14 protein-coding genes are annotated in these 18,840 nt (G+C 69.1%); 4 read left to right on the top strand and 10 right to left on the bottom strand.

Features of this window, described 5'->3' with window-relative positions:
- Positions 1–114: 114 nt before the first annotated feature.
- The 3 genes from ACFVUT_RS27235 to ACFVUT_RS27225 all read right to left on the bottom strand — a co-directional run bounded on the left by ACFVUT_RS27235 (position 115) and on the right by ACFVUT_RS27225 (position 2,456).
- On the bottom strand, positions 115–1,047 hold the full coding sequence (locus ACFVUT_RS27235; RefSeq protein ID WP_389654531.1) for an ADP-ribosylglycohydrolase family protein: 933 nt from the start codon (positions 1,045–1,047) through the stop codon (positions 115–117).
- Positions 1,048–1,059: 12 nt separating this feature from the next.
- Positions 1,060–1,719: a histidine phosphatase family protein gene (locus ACFVUT_RS27230; RefSeq protein ID WP_389654529.1), complete on the bottom strand. Its 660-nt coding sequence runs from the start codon at positions 1,717–1,719 to the stop codon at positions 1,060–1,062.
- A gap of 131 nt (positions 1,720–1,850) precedes the next feature.
- Positions 1,851–2,456: a YdbC family protein gene (locus ACFVUT_RS27225; RefSeq protein WP_389654527.1), complete on the bottom strand. Its 606-nt coding sequence runs from the start codon at positions 2,454–2,456 to the stop codon at positions 1,851–1,853.
- 108 nt (positions 2,457–2,564) lie between these two features.
- On the opposite strand from ACFVUT_RS27225, the gene ACFVUT_RS27220 reads away from it, so the two are divergent.
- Both ACFVUT_RS27220 and ACFVUT_RS27215 read left to right on the top strand, forming a co-directional pair.
- Positions 2,565–3,089 carry a hypothetical protein gene (locus ACFVUT_RS27220; RefSeq protein ID WP_389654525.1) on the top strand — a complete coding sequence of 175 codons (525 nt, stop codon included), beginning with the start codon at positions 2,565–2,567 and terminating at the stop codon, positions 3,087–3,089.
- Positions 3,090–3,146: 57 nt separating this feature from the next.
- Positions 3,147–3,683, top strand: a complete 537-nt coding sequence (locus ACFVUT_RS27215; RefSeq protein ID WP_389654523.1) for a TerD family protein — start codon at positions 3,147–3,149, stop codon at positions 3,681–3,683.
- Positions 3,684–3,825: 142 nt separating this feature from the next.
- Here ACFVUT_RS27215 and ACFVUT_RS27210 read toward each other — a convergent pair whose 3' ends face one another.
- Both ACFVUT_RS27210 and nrdR read right to left on the bottom strand, forming a co-directional pair.
- Positions 3,826–6,729, bottom strand: a complete 2,904-nt coding sequence (locus tag ACFVUT_RS27210) for a vitamin B12-dependent ribonucleotide reductase (protein WP_389654521.1) — start codon at positions 6,727–6,729, stop codon at positions 3,826–3,828.
- 161 nt (positions 6,730–6,890) lie between these two features.
- Positions 6,891–7,403 carry a transcriptional regulator NrdR gene (gene nrdR / locus ACFVUT_RS27205; RefSeq protein ID WP_389654519.1) on the bottom strand — a complete coding sequence of 171 codons (513 nt, stop codon included), beginning with the start codon at positions 7,401–7,403 and terminating at the stop codon, positions 6,891–6,893.
- A gap of 599 nt (positions 7,404–8,002) precedes the next feature.
- On the opposite strand from nrdR, the gene lexA reads away from it, so the two are divergent.
- Entirely contained in the window at positions 8,003–8,800 is a 798-nt protein-coding gene (lexA, locus tag ACFVUT_RS27200) for a transcriptional repressor LexA (protein WP_389654517.1), read from the top strand.
- A gap of 81 nt (positions 8,801–8,881) precedes the next feature.
- On the opposite strand, the gene ACFVUT_RS27195 is transcribed toward lexA, so the two are convergent.
- The 5 genes from ACFVUT_RS27195 to ACFVUT_RS27175 are packed head-to-tail and all read right to left on the bottom strand — an operon-like array spanning position 8,882 to position 17,122.
- Complete coding sequence (locus ACFVUT_RS27195) at positions 8,882–10,852, bottom strand: ATP-dependent DNA helicase (protein ID WP_389654515.1); 1,971 nt, start codon at positions 10,850–10,852, stop codon at positions 8,882–8,884.
- Between the two features lie 50 nt (positions 10,853–10,902).
- On the bottom strand, positions 10,903–12,912 hold the full coding sequence (locus tag ACFVUT_RS27190) for an IucA/IucC family protein (protein ID WP_389654513.1): 2,010 nt from the start codon (positions 12,910–12,912) through the stop codon (positions 10,903–10,905).
- A 60-nt stretch (positions 12,913–12,972) separates the two neighbouring features.
- Positions 12,973–13,779, bottom strand: coding sequence for a GNAT family N-acetyltransferase (locus ACFVUT_RS27185; protein ID WP_389654511.1), 807 nt, complete (start codon positions 13,777–13,779; stop codon positions 12,973–12,975).
- A gap of 44 nt (positions 13,780–13,823) precedes the next feature.
- Positions 13,824–15,713, bottom strand: coding sequence for an IucA/IucC family protein (locus ACFVUT_RS27180; RefSeq protein WP_389654510.1), 1,890 nt, complete (start codon positions 15,711–15,713; stop codon positions 13,824–13,826).
- A gap of 29 nt (positions 15,714–15,742) precedes the next feature.
- Positions 15,743–17,122 (bottom strand): diaminobutyrate--2-oxoglutarate transaminase family protein, encoded by a 1,380-nt coding sequence (locus tag ACFVUT_RS27175; protein WP_389654509.1) that lies wholly within the window; start codon positions 17,120–17,122, stop codon positions 15,743–15,745.
- A gap of 338 nt (positions 17,123–17,460) precedes the next feature.
- Between ACFVUT_RS27175 and ACFVUT_RS27170 the strand changes: the two genes are divergently transcribed.
- The gene (locus ACFVUT_RS27170) at positions 17,461–18,681 is read left to right on the top strand and encodes a trypsin-like serine peptidase (protein WP_389654507.1); all 1,221 of its coding nucleotides are present in this window, start codon (positions 17,461–17,463) and stop codon (positions 18,679–18,681) included.
- Positions 18,682–18,840 lie beyond the last annotated feature (159 nt).

Here is an 18,840-nt window from a genome sequence, read left to right as displayed (position 1 = left end):
GCCCCGCCTCCGCCCCGTCCCGGCCTTTGCCCCACCGCACGCTTTGCCCCACCGCACGCTTCGTCCCACCGCACGCTTCGTCCCACCGCGCCGTCGTGCTGCCCCGCCTTCGCCCTACCGCGGGAGCCAGTCCGGCAGTTCCTCCATCTGTGCCGCCCAGGCGGCGGGCGGCGTGCCCGCCGCGCCCGCCGCGACGATCCCGCCGACGATCGCGCACGTCGTGTCGACGTCGCCTCCCGCCTGAGCCGTCACCCAGAAAGCCTGCTCGAAGTCCTGCAGGCTCCGCGCCGCGGACCAGAGGGTGAACGGAACGGTGTCGTGAGCGCTGGTGCGCCGACCGTTGCCGAGGACCGCCGCAACCGTCCCGGCATCGTCGTAGTCGAGCATGTCGCGTGCCCGGCGCAGCCCCGCGCCGACGGCACTGCGCGGCACCAGCGCGATCACGCCGTCGAGAAGATCTGCCGCGGTGGGTGGTCCCGCGGGTGCCGCCGCCAGCGAGGCAGCCGCCGCGACGGCCATCGCGCCCACGACCGCCTCACGATGCTGGTGCGTGACGTACGAGGAGATCTCGGCCTGGTGCGTGGCCTGCTCCGGGTCGTCCGCGTACCAGGCGCCGAGCGGCGCGATGCGCATCGCGGAGCCGTTGCCCCAGGAGCCCTGGCCGTTGAACAGCGCTGACGCCAGCTCCCGCCAGTCACCGCCTTCCCGTACCAGCCTGAGCAGCCGGTTCACGGCAGGGCCGTATCCCCGGTCGAAGTCATGGTGCTCGGCGAAGGACCGGGCGAGCGCGTCCTGGTCGATACGCCCGTGCCCTGCCAGCACGGCCAGCACCGACGCGGCCATCTCGGTGTCGTCCGTCCACTGCCAGGGGCCGGCCGGCAGGCCGCGCTGCTTCAGCAACGGATAGTTGGCGGGCACGAAGAACTGGGAACCCAGTGCGTCCCCCACAGCCAGTCCGCGCAGACTGGCCAGGGCGCGTGCGAAACGTCGGTCGGAAGCAGAAGCGGAAGCGGAATGGGAGGCGGAGGCGGAATCGGCGGTTGTCATCGCACCTCCACTCTATCCGGTGATGCCGTACGGCTCAGGGGTCCGCCAGCGCTCGAACGGCCGGTCAAGGGTGTAGCGCCCGTCCTCCCCGAGTATCAGCGTCCGGGTCTCTCCGTTGCCCGGATTGGACAGGGACTCGAACTCGGCCACCGACCAGTGGAACCAGCGCATGCAGAACAAACGCATGGTCAGCCCGTGCGTGACCAGCAGAACGTTCGGCGGGTGATCGGGGGCTTCGAAGCTCCGGTGCAGGCTCTCCAGGAAAGCCCCGACCCGGTCGTACACGTCGGCCCCGGACTCTCCCTGTGCGAAGCGGTAGAAGAAGTGCCCGTACGCGTCCCGGTAGGCCTTCTGCAGCCTCACGTCGTCCCGGTCCTGCCAGTTTCCCCAGTCCTGTTCCCGCAGTCTCGGCTCCTCCCTCACCCGTACCCGCTCCAGGTCGAGCCCGAGGGATCTGAACGTCTCGTGCGTGCGGCGATAGGGCGAGACGTACACGCTGACGCGCTCGCCGTCGAACTGTTCGCGCAGCCGCGCACCGGTCTCCCTGGCCTGCCGGAGACCTGTCGCGGTGAGCCTCAATGCGTGGTCCGGCTCACGCTCGTACACCGTGTCGTCGGCGTTGCCCTCGGACTCCCCGTGCCGGACGAGGACAATGCGTTGCGGTCGTGCCATGTACCGACCCTAAGGGCCGCGGTTCATTCGAGCCGCTGTCCGGACTCCGCCTCGCACAGCGGCCGGCCCCGTCGTCGCACCGCGCCGTACCGTGTCGCACCGCGCCGTCCGTTCCGAGCCGTATCCGGCGATCACACCGTCCAGGACGGTTCGAGCTGCACGACGTCCCCCGATATCGCCGCCACGTCGTCCTCGGTCTGCGCCCGTTGTGTCAGACGGTCGATGCTCCCCGCCCGGTACTTGCCACGCTCGGCGCTCGACTGCCACATGGACAACACGAGGAACTCGTGTCCCGGCGCCTCCCCGAACACTCCTCGGAGCATGCCGGGCGATCCGGCCATCGCCGGATTCCACACCCTCTCCTGCATCAGCACGAAGTGGTCGGCCCTGTCCTCGTGCACCTTGCTGTGCGCCACCCTGACGACATCGGCATCGGTGAAGCGGGGCTCGAAGCCGGTCTTCACATCGAAGCGGTACTCGAACAGTTTGACCTGGATGTCGCTGTACGTGCCGGACTGCGCGGCAGCCAACCGGTCGTGCGCGCGCGCCATGAACGAGTCGTAGAAGACGCGGTTGTCCCAGAAGGCGAAGACGTGCGCCACTTCGGGATGCCCTCGGCTCCACCCGCCTGCCTGTCCCCTGAACCCCGGCTCACCCAGCAGCCCCGCCCACTTACGCTGTTCCCGTTCAAAACCTCGACGGTCCACCACGGTGCAACGAATCCACTTGACCAGCACCGCGCCATCGTACGGTGCTGAACGTGGCACGGGTCACGCTCTGACGGAGTACGCCCGAATCCATGGCTGGAATCGCAGACCGCGATCGGCCTGCCGGAACGCCTGGTCGTGTCGATCGGCTTCGGTGTCGACGCGTACCACGGGGTGAGTCACGGCCTCGTACCGGAGAACATCGCCGCTCTCGGACGCGACGGCTCCTTCCTCGGCGCGTTCGCCGTACCCCGTACGACACGTGAGGGCACCCTCTTCGCCGACGCGGCGGCGCACGCCCGGGACCACGCGCCGGACCACCCCGGCATCGTCAACGGATCGATCGCCACAGTCGTCCAGGGAGCCTTCGGAGACGTCCAGTTCACGTCCCGACCCCGAGGGGGCGAACTCTTCGTCAACCCTCTGATGACGCTCCGCTTCGCCTTCGAACCGGACAGCGTGGCCCACAACTGCCTCTGTCTCGACCGCATCGAGCACACCCATCTCATGCGTCAGGTCACAGCAGTGCCATCGAGCCCTTCCGCGAGGAGGTCCGGCAGAGACCACCGCGCCTCATTCCGCGCTGAGCCACCGGAGCGGCAGTGGCCCGATTCCGTCGTCGACTGCCAACGCGGTTGGATCCCACGCCACTTACGGACATGATCGGGTGGTATGAACAGCCCGACGACGGCCCGGCGGCAAGCCAGGGAGGCAGGTCCGATGAGCACGCCCAACAAGGACATCCAGAAGGTCGTAGTCAGCCTCAAATGGGATCCCAGCCCGCTGGGATCCCCGGCCCATGACCTCGACATCATCGCCGCGACGTATGCCGCGGAGGCGCCGTACGGCAGCCCCGTGTACCTCGTGCACTTCGACAGCCGTTCCCCGGACGGCACCATCATCCTCAACCGCGACAGCAGGAACGGCCAGGGCCTCGGCTTCGACGAGGTCATGACTCTGGAGCTGAACCGGTTGTCGACCGCCTACACCCGGGTCGTCGTCGGAGTCGCCATTCAGCAGCGTGACGGCCACAGGACATTCGCCGAGATAGCGAACACCGGCGTACAGGTCCGGGAGGGCTACACGAATCTCTCGGAGGACGACTTCTCCTCGGTCGGCGCCGCCACCGCCGCGACAGTCGCCGAGTTCATCCGCAACGCCTCGGGCGTCTGGGAGTTCCACAGGGCGGTCCGGGGCTTCGACGGAGACCCCGGTTCCTTCGCCGAGACGATGGGCAACCGTCCGACCGGGGCGTGACACACCCCACGGCACAAGGGACGCGGCACGCGCCCCTTGTGCAGCACGAAGGGGACCGGCCGGTGGCCGGTCCCCTTCGTGAACCGCTCAGCTACAGGTGCTGCCTACGCGGACGGCGTACCCACCGCCGTTCCCCGCTGTTTCAGCTGCAACCGCTGGTCGAACCGCATCCCTCGCAGATGTAGCAGGACCCTGCGCGCTGCATCTTCGTACCGCAGGAGAAGCAGAGCGGCGCGTCCGCGCTGATGCCCAGCTGCATCTCGACGAGCTCCGCCGAGGTGTGCGCCGTCCTCGGGGCCGGCGTCTCGGCCTCCTGCACCGCCGCCACCGCCTTCAGAGGCTCCGTCCGCACCGGTGCGGACTGGGCCAGGGCTTCGACGTCCAGCTCGTCGTCCTCCAGGGAGGGCTCGTACGAACCGGTGTCGAGGTGACGCTGACGTTCTTCGGCCGAGTGGATGCCGAGAGCCGAGCGCGTCTCGAAGGGCAGGAAGTCCAGCGCGAGGCGGCGGAAGATGTAGTCGACGATCGACTGCGCCATCCGCACGTCCGGGTCGTCCGTCATACCGGCCGGCTCGAAGCGCATGTTGGTGAACTTCGAGACGTACGTCTCCAGCGGGACGCCGTACTGCAGACCGACCGAGACGGCGATGGAGAAGGCGTCCATCATGCCCGCGAGGGTGGAGCCCTGCTTGGACATCTTCAGGAAGACCTCGCCGAGACCGTCGTCCGGGTAGGAATTGGCGGTCATGTAACCCTCGGCGCCACCCACCGTGAAGGAGGTGGTGATGCCGGGACGCCCCTTGGGAAGGCGCTTGCGGACCGGGCGGTACTCGACGACCTTCTCGACCGCGCCGCGGATGGTCTCCTCGGCCTTGGCGGTGACCGCATCCGTTGCGGCCTTCTCCTTCTCCTTGGTCTTCGCGGAGAGGGGCTGGCCGACCTTGCAGTTGTCACGGTAGATCGCGAGCGCCTTGACGCCCATCTTCCACGCCTCGAAGTAGACCTCTTCGACGTCCTCGACGGTGGCCGTCTCCGGCAGGTTCACCGTCTTGGAGAGCGCGCCGGAGATCCACGGCTGGATCGCGGCCATCATCCGCACGTGGCCCATCGCGGAGATGGAACGCTCACCCATCGCACAGTCGAAGACCTCGTAGTGCTCGGTCTTCAGGCCGGGGGCGTCGATCACATTGCCGTGCTCGGCGATGTGGGCGACGATCGCCTCGATCTGCTCCTCCTGGTAGCCCAGGCGGCGCAGGGCCTGCGGAACGGTGCCGTTGACGATCTGCATCGAGCCGCCGCCGACCAGCTTCTTGAACTTGACCAGGGCGAGGTCGGGCTCAAGACCGGTGGTGTCGCAGGACATCGCGAGACCGATGGTGCCGGTGGGCGCGATGACCGAGGCCTGGGCGTTGCGGAAACCGTTCTTCGCGCCGAGGCGCAGCACGTCCTGCCAGGCCTCCGTCGCGGCGGCCCAGATCGGGTTGTCCAGGTCGTCCACGTGGACGGCCACGGCGTTGGCATCGGCGTGCTGCTTCATCACGCGCTGGTGCGGTTCCGCGTTGCGGGCGTAGCCGTCGTACGGGCCCACGACCGCGGCGAGCTCGGCGGAGCGCCGGTACGAGGTGCCGGTCATCAGCGAGGTGATGGCACCGGCCAGGGCCCGGCCGCCGTCGCTGTCGTACGCGTGGCCCGTCGCCATCAGCAGGGCGCCGAGATTCGCGTACCCGATGCCCAGCTGACGGAAGGCGCGGGTGTTCTCGCCGATCTTCTGGGTCGGGAAGTCGGCGAAGCAGATGGAGATGTCCATCGCGGTGATGACCAGCTCGACGACCTTGGCGAAGCGCTCGGACTCGAAGGACTGGCTGCCCTCACCGTCGTCCTTGAGGAACTTCATCAGGTTCAGCGAGGCCAGGTTGCACGAGGTGTTGTCCAGGTGCATGTACTCGCTGCAGGGGTTCGAGCCGTTGATCCGGCCGGACTCGGGGCACGTGTGCCAGTGGTTGATCGTGTCGTCGTACTGGATACCCGGGTCGGCGCAGGCCCAGGCCGCCTCGGCCATCTTGCGGAAGAGGGACTTGGCCTCGACCTCTTCGATGACGTCACCGGTCATCCGGGCGCGCAGGCCGAACTTGCCGCCGGACTCCACGGCCTTCATGAAGTCGTCGTTCACCCGGACCGAGTTGTTGGCGTTCTGGTACTGGACGGACGTGATGTCGTCGCCGCCCAGGTCCATGTCGAAGCCCGCGTCGCGCAGGGCGCGGATCTTCTCCTCCTCCTTCACCTTGGTCTCGATGAAGTTCTCGATGTCGGGGTGGTCGACATCGAGAATGACCATCTTGGCCGCGCGTCGGGTGGCACCACCGGACTTGATCGTTCCGGCGGAGGCGTCGGCACCACGCATGAAGGAGACCGGGCCGGAGGCGTTGCCACCGGAGGAGAGCAGCTCCTTGGAGGAGCGGATACGGGAGAGGTTCAGGCCGGCACCGGAACCGCCCTTGAAGATCATGCCCTCTTCCTTGTACCAGTCGAGGATCGACTCCATGGAGTCGTCGACGGACAGGATGAAGCAGGCGGACACCTGCTGCGGCTGGGGCGTACCGACGTTGAACCACACCGGTGAGTTGAAACTGAAGATCTGGTGCAGGAGTGCGTACGACAGCTCGTGCTCGAAGATCTCGGCGTCCGCGGGAGAGGCGAAGTAGCCGTGGTCCTCGCCGGCCTTGCGGTACGTCTTCACGATCCGGTCGATCAGCTGCCGCAGACCGGTCTCGCGCTGCGGGGTGCCGACGGCCCCGCGGAAGTACTTGCTGGTGACGATGTTGACCGCGTTCACCGACCAGAAGCCGGGGAACTCGACGCCACGCTGCTCGAAGTTGATCGAGCCGTCGCGCCAGTTGGTCATGACGACGTCACGGCGCTCCCACGTCACCTCGTCGTACGGATGTACGCCGGGGGTGGTGTGGATGCGCTCGATACGCAGACCCTTGCTCGACTTGGCTCCCTTGGCTCGGGAACCTCGTGCCGGGCCGCTCGCCGTCTCTGTCATGCCGCCTCCCATATGTGGGCAAAAACGCCCTGAAGTGCCCAGAACTTCCCGGGGCACAGTCTGTCTCTGATACTTCGGATGCCACCCACAGCGTCCGGAGCGGGTCTCCATGCAGCCGCCCTGTCGCCGATCACGGGCCCGTGCCGATCGGCCGGTGCCGCTCAGTCGGCGGTGACGGCGGGAACGGGGACCTCAAGGGTCTCGCCCTTCCCGCGCTCCTCCGCGGGAGGCCGTCGCACGCGGAGTTCCGCGATGGCGGCCTCGAAGTCCTCAAGTGTGTCGAACGCCCGGTACACGGACGCGAAGCGCAGGTACGCGACGAGGTCGAGTTCCTGCAGGGGGCCGAGGATGGCCAGACCCACGTCATGGGTGGTCAGCTCGGCACTGCCGGTGGCGCGCACCGCCTCCTCGACCCGCTGGCCGAGCTTGGCGAGGGCGTCCTCGGTGACGGGCCGCCCCTGACATGCCTTGCGCACGCCGGAGATGACCTTGGTACGGCTGAAGGGTTCGGTCACACCGCTGCGCTTCACCACCATCAGCGAGCAGGTCTCCACCGTCGTGAAACGGCGGGAGCAGTCGGGGCACTGGCGGCGGCGCCGGATCGACGTCCCGTCATCCGTGGTGCGACTGTCGACGACCCGGCTGTCGGGGTGCCTGCAGAAGGGGCAGTGCATGGCTCCCAACCCTCCTTCACAGCACGACTGAATAGCCTCTCGGGGTCCGTCAGAACCCTTCGAAGCAGTCACAAGCATAGGCGATGGCCGCACCCCCGACGGACGGGGGACCACAACTTCTGGGCGGCTGGAACAATCCAACCACTAGATCTTGGGTTTGGCCTCGCTTTCACCCCTGGCGCGTGTCGCGCGGCGCGGGCGAACCGCAGGCAGCGTACGGCCGAGCACGAGGGTACGGGAACCGCGCGGCCGCCAGGATCGCGGGCCGCACACCGTCGGACCCGGACAACAGCACAGAGGCCACCCGCACCGGCGACGCGAAGACCACCCCCGTGACGACACAGAGGCCACCCCGCGGCGACACGGAAGCCACCCCCCATGACACCGCGGAGTCGGCGACCGCTAGCGTAATAGTCCGAATTGCCGGTCGGCCCGAAGAGGCCGCACCGAACAGGTCCGCCCACTCCGGCCATCGCATACACCCAGCGGTGAACACACGACAGACTTTTATTCGTTTTTCACTCGAACGTGTGTTTGGCGCAACCTTTCGAAAGCTACTACCGTTGTCCAGCTAGGGAGACCATTCGAGAGGGGCCGACGTGACCACCACCACCGCAGACAGTGCCACCATCACTGCCCAGGACCGCTCCCAGAGCCGACTCGAGCCGGTGCATGCCATGAATGACTCAGTCACGAACACGGAGGGGCCCGAGCCCGTGCGCCCAGCGCGCTCGATGCCCGGCCGACCTCCAGGCATCCGGGCGGACAGCTCGGGGCTCACGGACCGGCAGCGGCGAGTGATCGAGGTGATCCGGGATTCCGTGCAGCGGCGGGGGTACCCGCCCTCGATGCGGGAGATCGGTCAGGCGGTGGGGCTGTCCAGCACGTCCTCGGTAGCCCACCAGCTGATGGCCCTGGAGCGCAAGGGGTTCCTCCGCCGCGACCCCCATCGCCCCCGGGCGTACGAGGTCCGCGGTTCGGACCAGCCCAGCTCGCAGCCCACCGACACCACGGGAAAGCCCGCAGCGTCGTATGTGCCGCTCGTCGGCCGGATCGCAGCCGGTGGCCCCATCCTCGCGGAGGAATCGGTCGAGGATGTCTTCCCGCTCCCCCGCCAGTTGGTCGGCGACGGTGAGCTGTTCGTGCTCAAGGTCGTCGGTGACTCGATGATCGAGGCAGCGATCTGTGACGGCGACTGGGTCACGGTGCGCCGCCAGCCCGTCGCGGAGAACGGCGACATCGTGGCGGCCATGCTGGACGGCGAGGCCACGGTGAAGCGCTTCAAGCGGGAGGACGGCCATGTATGGCTGCTCCCGCACAACTCCGCGTACCAGCCGATCCCGGGCGACGAGGCAACGATTCTCGGCAAGGTGGTGGCCGTGCTGCGGCGGGTGTGAAGACTCGCCGGTTCCGACCGGGCCCCGGGATCCACTGCGCCGATCCCGGGGCCTGCCCGTGCCCGCAGGCACCGGGCGGCGCTACTGGCCGTTGGCCTTGGCCGCCGCGTCGATGGCCGCGAGTGAGCGGCGTGCCTGGTTGCGGTCGGTTGTGAACCAGAAGTCCGGCAGCGAGGCCCGCAGATAGCTGCCGTACCTGGCGTTGGCCAGCCGCGGATCAAGTACCGCGACCACTCCCTTGTCGCCCGTGGCCCGTACGAGACGGCCGGCGCCCTGAGCCATCAGCAGCGCGGCATGCGTGGCCGCGACAGCCATGAATCCATTGCCTCCCGCCTCCTCGACCGCCTTCTGGCGTGCGCTCATCAGCGGATCGTCCGGCCGCGGAAACGGGATCCTGTCCATGACCACCAGTTGGCAGCTGGCCCCGGGCACATCGACGCCCTGCCAGAGCGACAGCGTGCCGAACAGGCAGGTCTCTGGATCCGCGGCGAAGTTCTTGATCAGCTCTCCCAGCGTTTCCTCGCCCTGAAGCAGGATCGGCTTGTCGAGTCGGCCCCGCAGCTCCTCGGCGGCTCCCTGGGCCGCCCTCATGGACGAGAACAGCCCGAGAGTGCGCCCGCCCGCCGCCTCCACCAGTTCGGCGAGCTCATCCAGCATGTCGGTCCGGGAACCCTCGCGGCCCGGCGTGGCCAGATGCCTGGCCACGTACAGGATTCCCTGCTTCGGGTAGTCGAACGGCGATCCGACGTCGAGTCCCTTCCACTGCGGAATGTCCTCGCCCACCGTCCCTTCGGGAGCGAGTCCGAGTGACGCGCCCACCCCGTTGAAATCTCCGCCGAGCTTGAGCGTGGCCGAGGTGAGGACGACGGAACGGTCGGCGAAGAGTTTCTCGCGCAGAAGTCCGGAGACGGAGAGCGGCGCGACCCGCAGCGAAGCGCCGAAGCGGTCATGACGCTCGTACCAGACGACGTCGTACTCGGAGCCCTGGGTGATGCGCTCCGCGACACCGTGGATCGTCTCCACCGATGCGAGCGCCTGCTTGCGGACGGCGTCCTCGTCCTGCACGGACTTGTCACGGGTGGAGCCCAGGGCCGAGATCACCGTGCGCGCCGCGTCGCGGAGCGCCAGCAGTGCGTAGCCGAGATCCTCGGGGACCTCTTCCAGACGGCCCGGGAGTGCCAGCTCCATCACTCGCTCGAAGCCCTCCGACGCCGTCTGCAGGGCGTCGGCCGCCTTCTCGTTGACGAGCTTCGCCGCTCGTCGCACCGCGCGGTTGACCTGGCCGGGAGTGAGCTCGCCGGTGGCCACTCCCGTGACCCTGGAGACCAGCTCATGAGCCTCGTCGACGATCAGTACCTCATGCTGCGGGAGCACCGGAGCGCCCTCGATGGCGTCGATGGCGAGGAGGGCGTGGTTGGTGACGACGACATCGGCGAGCTTGGCCCGCTCACGGGCCTGCTCGGCGAAGCACTCCGCGCCGTACGCGCACTTGCTCGCGCCCAGGCACTCGCGCGAGGACACGGAGACCTGCGCCCAGGCCCGGTCGGACACACCGGGAGTGAGGTCGTCGCGATCGCCCGTCTCGGTCTCGTCCGACCAGTCCCGCAGCCGCAGCAGATCCTGGCCGAGTTTGCTCGACGGTGCCGCCGCCTCGAACGGGTCGAAAAGTCCCTCCTCCTCGTCCTGCGGCACTCCTTCGTGGAGCCGGTGCAGACAGAGGTAGTTCGAACGGCCCTTGAGCATGGCGAACTGGGGGCGCCGGCGCAGCAGCGGATGCAGCGCGTCGACCGTACGCGGAAGGTCGCGCTCCACAAGCTGGCGCTGGAGCGCCAGGGTCGCCGTCGCCACCACGACCCGCTCCCCGTGTGCCAGGGCGGGAACCATGTAGCCGAGGGATTTGCCCGTGCCGGTACCGGCTTGGACGAGCAGATGGGCTTGGTCGTCGACAGCCTCGGCCACAGCCTCGGCCATGGCGGCCTGGCCGGGCCGTTCCGTACCGCCGACGGCGGTCACGGCGGCGTGGAGGAGCTCGGAGAGGGATGGCTTCGTCATAGCCCGACCACCCTACGGGGCACCACTGACAACGGCGATCACTCCCGGACTCAGGCGGAGGAATGGAGCGGGTTGGGAACGGTCCCGTGGATGGCGGCGTGCGGGCGCCGCGGGCGGTCCCGGTACCCGTCCACGTGCAGGCGGTTGCGGTTCAGACACAGGCGCTCGATGCGTGGTGTCAGCATGTCGAACATCTCGAACCGGTCCTTCAGTTCCGGAAAGCGGGCGTGGTAGCGCAGGACCTCGGCCCGTACGAGTGACCAGAAACCGGCCTCCGGAACTCCCAGCTGCTCCTCGCACAGCGGGGACAGGAAACGGAAGACGCCGACGAACAGCCCGGCGTGGATGAACTGGGTGAGGAAAGAGGGCTCCTCGGCGAGCAGGATGCGGCGCACGTCCTCCGGCATCGAATCGTGCTCCGGCAGCCGCTGGGCGCTGACGTTCACATCGTCGACGAAGTCCTTGATCGCCAGCCGCACCGGAACGTCCTGGTCGTCGAAGACGACGATGGCGTTCTCGCCGTGCGGGGAGAACACGGTGCCGTAGCGGTAGAGGAAGTGCAGCAGCGGCGGGATCAGCGCGGCGAAGAGCCGGGTCAGCCATGCGGTGGGCGTCAGCCCCGAGCGCGCGACGAGCTCGGCCGTGAAGGCGCGTCCCTGCGGATCGGTGTGGAGCAGGGAGGCGAGAGTCCGGGCCCGTTCGCCCGGCGCGAGCCGGGGCTGGAGGGGTTCTCGCCAGATCGCGCCGAGGATCTCCTTGAACTGGTACGGAGTCTCCGGGAGGTGGTCGTAGAGCGGATGCTCGACGGTCACGGACGCCACCTCACCGAGCAGGATGACCCCACAGGTGTCGCGCAGAAACGTGTCCCGGTCGCACAGTCCCTGGACCCAGGCGGTGACGGCGGGGGCGGCGAGCGTGCGCTCGGTCGGCAGCCCGCGCCAGACAAGCGTGTTGAGGATCGACAGGGGCAGTTTGACCGTGTGGCGGTCGAGGCGGGCCACATTGGCGAACGTGCGGATGGACTGCTGCGGCAGCCGGAGGTCGGCGTCGGAGTGGAGCGGAACGATGTCGCCGGCGGCGATGGCCGGGGCGAAGACCGGAACAATCCATTCGTCCCATTGCCAGGGGTGCACGGGAAGGCAGAGGTAACCGCCGGGATCGAGGTCGCGGGCGCGGAGCACTGCGGCGAAGGATGCGCGGACCGACGGGTCGAGCTCCTTCGCGTACAACTGCTCGGGGGTGGCCAGGGCGGCCACCCCGCGGTAGGCGGCGATCCGGGTGGAGACGGCGATCCAGGGCAGCCTGACCGGCTTGCGGGCCTCGGGGGTGTAGCGGGAGGCGTCGGTGGCGGAGAAGCCGAGGCGTCCCTTGTTGGCGACGAGCCAGGGGTGGCCTGTCTGGTGCCCTTCCAGCTCGGCGTAGTCGAGATCGGCCAGCCGGGCGGCGGAAAGCGCGGTGTGGTCCAGCCTGGCGTCTGCCGCCAGGGTGGTGGTGATCTCTCGGATGAGGTGGCCCAGGGTGGCGCCGTCGATCCCGAGGAGTTCACGGGAGCGGGCGAGGAACCGCAGCGGGTCACGGAACGGGGTGGTTCCGGTGTCCGGGTCGGGTGCGGGCTCGTCGGGTGCGGCCTCGGTGGGTGCGGGCTCGGTGGGTGCGGGCTCGGCGGGGGTGCCCGGGACGATTCCCCGCGTCGACTCGGCGGGCGCGGCCTCGGCATGTACACCCGCGACGATTCCCCGCGTCGACTCGGCCGGCGCCTCCCGGGCGCTCCGGTGTGTCTCCCGAATCGAGTCGGGGGTGATGTGCCAGCTGCCGTACACGCCTCGCCGGGCGCGGAAGCTCAGGGTTCCGCCGTCGTCCAGCCCAAGGGCGTACGTCTCGTCCCCGTCGGCCCCCCGGACCGGCTCGATGACCTCCTCGTAGGCGAATTCGCCGAGCATCTTCGCGAGCAGCCGGGCGGCGGCCGCGTCCCAGACGGTCCGGTTCAGTTCTGGTGTGCGGAGCAGGCCGGATGGCTCCGCTGAATCATGTGAATCGTGGCGCGCAGGATATTTCGGCACGGTGACTCCTCGGGATGGAACCAACGGGGTTGGAGCGGTGTGTGCGATGCAGGAGTTCGCTCATAGGTGGGCACGGTGGTTTCGGTCGCGGACCATGAGGGCGGCTCGTTTGTCGGGGAGTTCGACCTCCGCGGAGAAGCGGAAGCCTGCGCTGAGGAAGGCGGACACGGAGGGGGTGTTGCGCAGGTCGGGTTCCGCCACCACACGCGCGCACAGGGGACGGTTGTCGAGCACGAGGTCGGAGACCGCGCGGAGCAGGGTCGTACCGACCCCGCGTCCGCGGTCGTTCACTCCACCGATGAGAAGGTGGATTCCGGTGTCGTGCGGTCGCGCGGGGTAGTGACGCGCCAGCGGGTCGAGATCCGCGCGGTAGAGCTCCCAGTAGCTCATGGGTACGCCCGCCAGCACGCCGAGGCAGGGGACGCTGCGTCCGTCACCGTCGAGTTGGGGGCGGAGGTGGTCGGCTGTGACGGTTTCGGGTCCGGCCAGTTCCCAGAATGCGGCGACTGCGGGGTCGTTCATCCAGCGGCTGATCGCCGTGACATCGCGTTCCAGTCGCACGGGGACGAGCTGGAACACTCCGGCCGGGGTGGTGACCGGGCCCCAGCCGGCCGGGTCGTCCAGGAGATCCGAGGCGACCCGCCTGCTCGTGACGGTCCGTGTTGTCGCGGCCGGCCCCGCGCCGTCCGGGTGGGACGACGCGGAGGTGTCCAGCGGCAGGGAAAAGGCCGGGGTGGCCGACGTGTCCTCTCCGAACAGGGCGAGGAGTTCTTCGGAGAGCGGCAGGTCCAGGGTGTCCTCGGCGCCCGTGTCGGCCTGGGGGGCGGACCCGGTACCGGCATCGGTGTGCGCATCGGCGGGAGCCACGGTGTCGCTCTCCTCTCGGCCGTTCAGCCGTTGGTCATGTTCCCTCAGGCACACAGGGGGTTGGCAATGGTGACGTAGACGGACTGGGTGTCGACAGGCCCGACGAGTTCGTCGAGTCCGTGCAGTCGGGTCAGCAGGTTGGCTTTGCACCGCAGCTGGGAGTGCTCCAGCAGGTGTGCGGGCAGCGGGGAGCCGAGCGCGGCGGCGGTGTGGAGGAACCGGCGGAACGCGGCGATGAGCAGCTGCTCGTCCGCGAGGCGCTGGGCACCGAAGGCTCCGATCAGGCCGAACACATTGTTGATGCCCAGGTAGTAGGCGAAGCGCTCGTCGGTGACCGCGTCGGAGACGAAGGTGTCGCTGGCCGAGCCGATGCCGGGGAGCCTGCGCTCCAGTGCCGCACGGTGCGACTCCCGGAAGTAGTAGCCCTGGTTGTCGCGGTACCGGCCGCCGACGGGCCAGCCGTGGTGATCGAGCAGCACGAGGGTGTTCTGCTGGTGGGCTTCGAGGGCCACGCCCGCGTGGGCATCGAGCCAGAGCACGGGGTGCACGACGCGGTCGAGGTAGCGCAGGAACCACTCGGTGGCCACCGCCGCCACCGCTCTGCCGGTGGCAGCGGCCAGGGAGATGACGATCTCGGCGAGGCGTGAGTGCATGCCCGTCCGGCCCGGCCAGGGGCGCGGGGCGGTGAGCGCGGCGATGCAGACCGCGTCGTCGTACGGCCCGAACGGGTTGTGGCGGAGCATCACGTCGAGACCTGCGACGGGGGTGCCGTCCGGGCTGTCGACGGCCAGCCAGGCGGGGTCGCGGACGATGTCGAACGCCGGGTGCACGGCGTGCCACTGCGCGGCGATCCCGCTGCGGAGCAGCCGGTGGACCTCCACCCCGCGGTGGAGTTCCTTGCGGAGATTCTCACGGCGGGAGTTGGTGATGCGGACGCCGAGGGAGAGCTTGAGCATGACCTCGGCACCGGGCCGGTGCACGGTACGGACGGAGGAGGTGGGGTGCCAGCGCTTGCCGTGCGGCCCGAGGTCGTGGAGGAGTCCGGCAGCGAGCAGGGCGGCGGCCTCGGGCCGGTGTCCGAGTTCGCGCGCCTGCCAGGGGTGGAGCGGAAGCGGTGCGGTGTCGTCGGGGAGCCGTAGTCCCTCGGCGTACGGGGTGATCAGTTCGGTGGCCGACACGGGACGGCCTCGATCGGTCCAGGCGGAGTCGGTGGCGAGCACGGACCGGTGGACGGCCATCCAGTGCAGCGGGAAGGAACCGTGCAACTCGGGTGAGTAGAGGCGGGCTTCGGAGTCGGAGAGGCCCTCTCTGCTCTTGGGCGTGGGGTGGAGCGGATGCCCGAGGAGAAGCGACTGCTCGGCGGTGAGGAAGAGATCCGCTTCGGACGGAATACCGGGGTCGCGGCGCCGGTCGGCGATGAAGGCGGCTGTCCGCCGTACCGAGTCGGCGACCCGGGCCACCATGTCGGCACCCTCGTGGCCGTCGGCCTCTCGGTTCAGGAGAGCGGCGATCGTGACGGCGTCGGTGGGCGGCGCTCCTTCGGGCGCCCCCTCCAGGGTGGGCATCGCGAAGCGGTGCCAGCCGGTGGCGGACCAGTAGAGGACGGGGACGAGCAGAGCCGTTCCGGTGGCGGGGAGCGGGATGCGGAGGGTCTCGCCGTCGGGCTGGGACAGGTCGCTCTCCCGGACCCAGCAGCGGAGCAGGTTCTCGACGCCCGCCGTGTCGGCCGCCCGCAGCGGGTCCGGATGATCGAGGAGGTCGGCGGGTGCCGCGCAGGTGAGCGCGGCGTGCGAGAGGTGTCGTCCGTCGTGCGGCGCCGCCTTCTGGCGCGGCACGGTGGTCTGCTCGACGACGAGATTGCCGGTGAGCCCGGCCTGTCCTCGCTGAGGGGTGGGGGGAGGGCCGTCGGCCTGGGGCGCGGGGGTGGGGTTCACGGCGATCTTCCTTGCGATCGTGTCCGGGGTCAGCGGAGCGACCCGGTCGTGGTCCGGCGGTACGGCAGGCGCTCGGCGGCTGCCAGGGCGTCGGCGAGGCGGTCCACGACCGCTGTTGCCTGTTCGTCGGTGAGGGTGAGGGGCGGGAGGAGGCGTACGACGGTGGAGTGGCGCCCACCGAGTTCGACGATGAGTCCGCGGCGCAGGCACTCCTGTTGGACGGCATGCGCGAGGGCCGGGGCGGGTGGTGGCTCGGGACTGTCGCCCGGCGCGGCGGCCTCGGGGTCGACGAGCTCCACCCCGATCATCAGGCCCCGTCCGCGGACGTCCCCGATGGACGGGTGGTCCGTGGCCAGTGCCTGGAGGCGTGCGACGATCCGGGCGCCGAGCGTCGCGGCGCGCTCGGCGAGGTGGTTCTCCCGCACGAAGGCGAGCGTGGCCGCACCCGCGGCCATCGCCAGCTGGTTGCCCCGGAAGGTGCCGGCATGGGCGCCCGGCTGCCAAGTGTCGAGCCCGGAGCGGTAGACGATCACCGCGAGCGGGAGGGATCCGCCGATGGCCTTGGAGAGCACCATCACATCGGGCACGATCCCGCTGTGCTCGACCGCCCAGAAGGCACCGGTGCGGCCGACGCCCGTCTGGACCTCGTCGGCGATCAGGGGGACCGACCGGGCCGCGGTGATCTCGCGCATCCGGCGCATCCAGCCGTCGGGGGCGGGGTTCACGCCGCCTTCCCCCTGCACCGGTTCCAGGATCATCCCGGCGGGTGCGGGTGTCCCTCCCTTGGGGTCGTCCAGGAGGTTCTCGGTCCACCGGGCGGCGATCTCCGCGCCGCGCTCGCCGCCGACGCCGAAGGGGCAGCGGTAGTTCTGCGGGAAGGGCAGACGCGTCACCCGTACGTCCTCGGCGCCTCCCGATGCGGCAAGGGCTCCTGCCGTCATCCCGTGGTAGGCGCCGGTGAAGGCGAGGAGTCCGCTGCGGCCGGTCGCGGCCCGGACCAGTTTGAACGCCGCCTCGACGGCGTCCGTACCGGCAGGACCGCAGAACTGGATCCGGGCGTCGTCGGCGAACTGCCGCGGCAGGGTGGCGAACAGCTCCGTGGTGAAGGCGTCCTTGACCGGGGTGGCGAGGTCGAGCACATGCAGCGGAGCACCCGAGTCGATCACCTTCTTGATCGCCTCCAGGACCACCGGATGGTTGTGCCCGAGCGCCAGGGTGCCCGCGCCGGAGAGACAGTCGAGATACCTCCGCCCGTCCGCGCCCTCGATGGTCATCCCACGGGCCCGTACGGGCACGATCGGCAGCGACCGCGCATAGGTACGGGCTGCGGATTCACGCAGCGACTGACGGCGCAGGATGCCCTCATGCACCGCCGGTGCTGCCACCGGAGCTGGTTCGGTCACGGCCACGGCTGTTGGTCCTCCCGCTGCAACAGTTGCGTTCCACGTCTGTACGCCGGCGCACGGACGAACTACGGGGATGAGCGCTGTCCTCGAAGTCCCTCGCACGTACCAACGACGCCGGACGCGAAGGATCACGGGTAAATCCGAAGATCCTTGCGGAGCCGGAACCGTGGCCCTGCCGCACGCCGTCCCCATCGGCACCGGCATAGTGGGGGCCGCACGGAGGGCTTGAGCAACTGTCCGGATGCCCAAAGGGTGTTCGAATCAGGTCGCTCGGAGCACTTCGGAAGTTCGGAAGTGCAGTACGCAAGTGTTGAGTTACGAAGTCCCAGGGGGATCACCAGATGCGTCTCATTCGACCTGTTCTCAGCGCACGTCAGGGGAGCGCACGTCGCACACGCTCCTCGACGTTCGCCGTGGCCGCGGTCACCGCGGTTCTCGCGCTCACCGCCACTGCCTGCGGTCCGGAAGAGGACAACGCCAGTGACAAGCCGAGCAGTTCCGCCGGTCAGTCCTCGGACGGCAAGATCACCATTCCGGACGATCTGAAGGATCGGCTCAAGGAACACGGCATCGACCTCGACCAGTGGAAGAACGGCGAGTGGAAGAACTGGGACAAGGACACCTGGCTGCGTGAGGCCAAGGACTTCGTCAACCCGATCATCGAGGACCTCTGGGATCCGGACCGGATGCGGGATGCCGACAAGTCGCCCGAGAAGCCGGTCGACAACGACATCTCGGGTGACGTGGGCGTGACGGACCCGACGCCCGCGCCGGTCAAGGCCGCCGATGTCCAAACGCCGTACCACGCCAATGCCGCGGAGTCCGGGAAGTTGCTCTTCGACAGCCCCGAGGGCTCCATGGTCTGCTCCGCGACCGTGGTGAAGGACCCGGCGCACCCCGGGAAGTCCAACCTGGTGTGGACCGCCGGACACTGCGTGCACGCGGGCAAGAAGGGCGGCTGGTACCGCAACATCGCCTTCGTACCGTCGTACAACAACAGCGGTCTGTCGACGGCCGAGCTGGAGAAGGCGACCAAGCAGGAGATCGCGCCCTACGGAGTGTGGTGGGGCCAGTGGGCGCAGACGTCCGACCAGTGGATCTCCCAGGGCGCCTCGGTCGGCGGGCAGGGCGCCCCGTACGACTTCGCGGTGCTGCACGTCACGCCGGAGAAGGGATCGACGGGCAAGTCCCTGGAGGAGACGGTGGGCTCCGCGCTGCCGGTCGACTTCAACGCCCCGGCCGTGCCGCAGATCGACAGCATGACGGCCACCGGCTTCCCGGCCGCTCCGCCGTACGACGGCCAGAAGGCCTTCCAGTGCGCGGACAAGCCCGGCCGGCTCTCGCTGACCTCTCAGGACCCGACGATGTACCGCATCGGCTGCACCATGACCGGCGGTGCCTCCGGTGGCGGATGGGTCGCGAAGGGCCAGGACGGCAAGCCCGCGCTGGTCTCGAACACCTCCATCGGCCCGGTGACCGCCGGCTGGCTGGCCGGGCCGCGCTTCGGCAAGGAGGCCAAGGGCGTCTACGAGTCGGTCAGCAAGAAGTACGCGGGCCAGTGACGACAGACCGTCATACCGGTCCGGCCTGAGCAAGGGTGACGGGATCTCAGGGGCCCGCGGCGCGGCAACCGCCCGTCGGGGGCCCCTTGCTGTCGCATCCCGGCCCGGCCTCTCCACGGTGCGCCAGGCGCGTGGCGCAGGGCAGGGCCGGCACCGTCA

The sequence above is a fragment of the Streptomyces sp. NPDC058051 genome, assembly GCF_042885475.1.
In the GTDB taxonomy this organism is placed as follows: domain Bacteria; phylum Actinomycetota; class Actinomycetes; order Streptomycetales; family Streptomycetaceae; genus Streptomyces.
Note: the sequence above shows the minus strand (reverse complement) of the source record. Positions and strands in the feature narration are given on the sequence as shown.

Coding starts and splice junctions, on each gene's coding strand:
- ACFVUT_RS27195 (WP_389654515.1), bottom strand. CDS start 10,852: ATGACGAAGCCATCCCTCTCCGAGCTCCTCCACGCCGCCGTGACCGCC.
- ACFVUT_RS27230 (WP_389654529.1), bottom strand. CDS start 1,719: ATGGCACGACCGCAACGCATTGTCCTCGTCCGGCACGGGGAGTCCGAG.
- ACFVUT_RS27235 (WP_389654531.1), bottom strand. CDS start 1,047: ATGACAACCGCCGATTCCGCCTCCGCCTCCCATTCCGCTTCCGCTTCT.
- ACFVUT_RS27210 (WP_389654521.1), bottom strand. CDS start 6,729: ATGACAGAGACGGCGAGCGGCCCGGCACGAGGTTCCCGAGCCAAGGGA.
- ACFVUT_RS27170 (WP_389654507.1), top strand. CDS start 17,461: ATGCGTCTCATTCGACCTGTTCTCAGCGCACGTCAGGGGAGCGCACGT.
- nrdR (WP_389654519.1), bottom strand. CDS start 7,403: ATGCACTGCCCCTTCTGCAGGCACCCCGACAGCCGGGTCGTCGACAGT.
- ACFVUT_RS27215 (WP_389654523.1), top strand. CDS start 3,147: ATGAGCACGCCCAACAAGGACATCCAGAAGGTCGTAGTCAGCCTCAAA.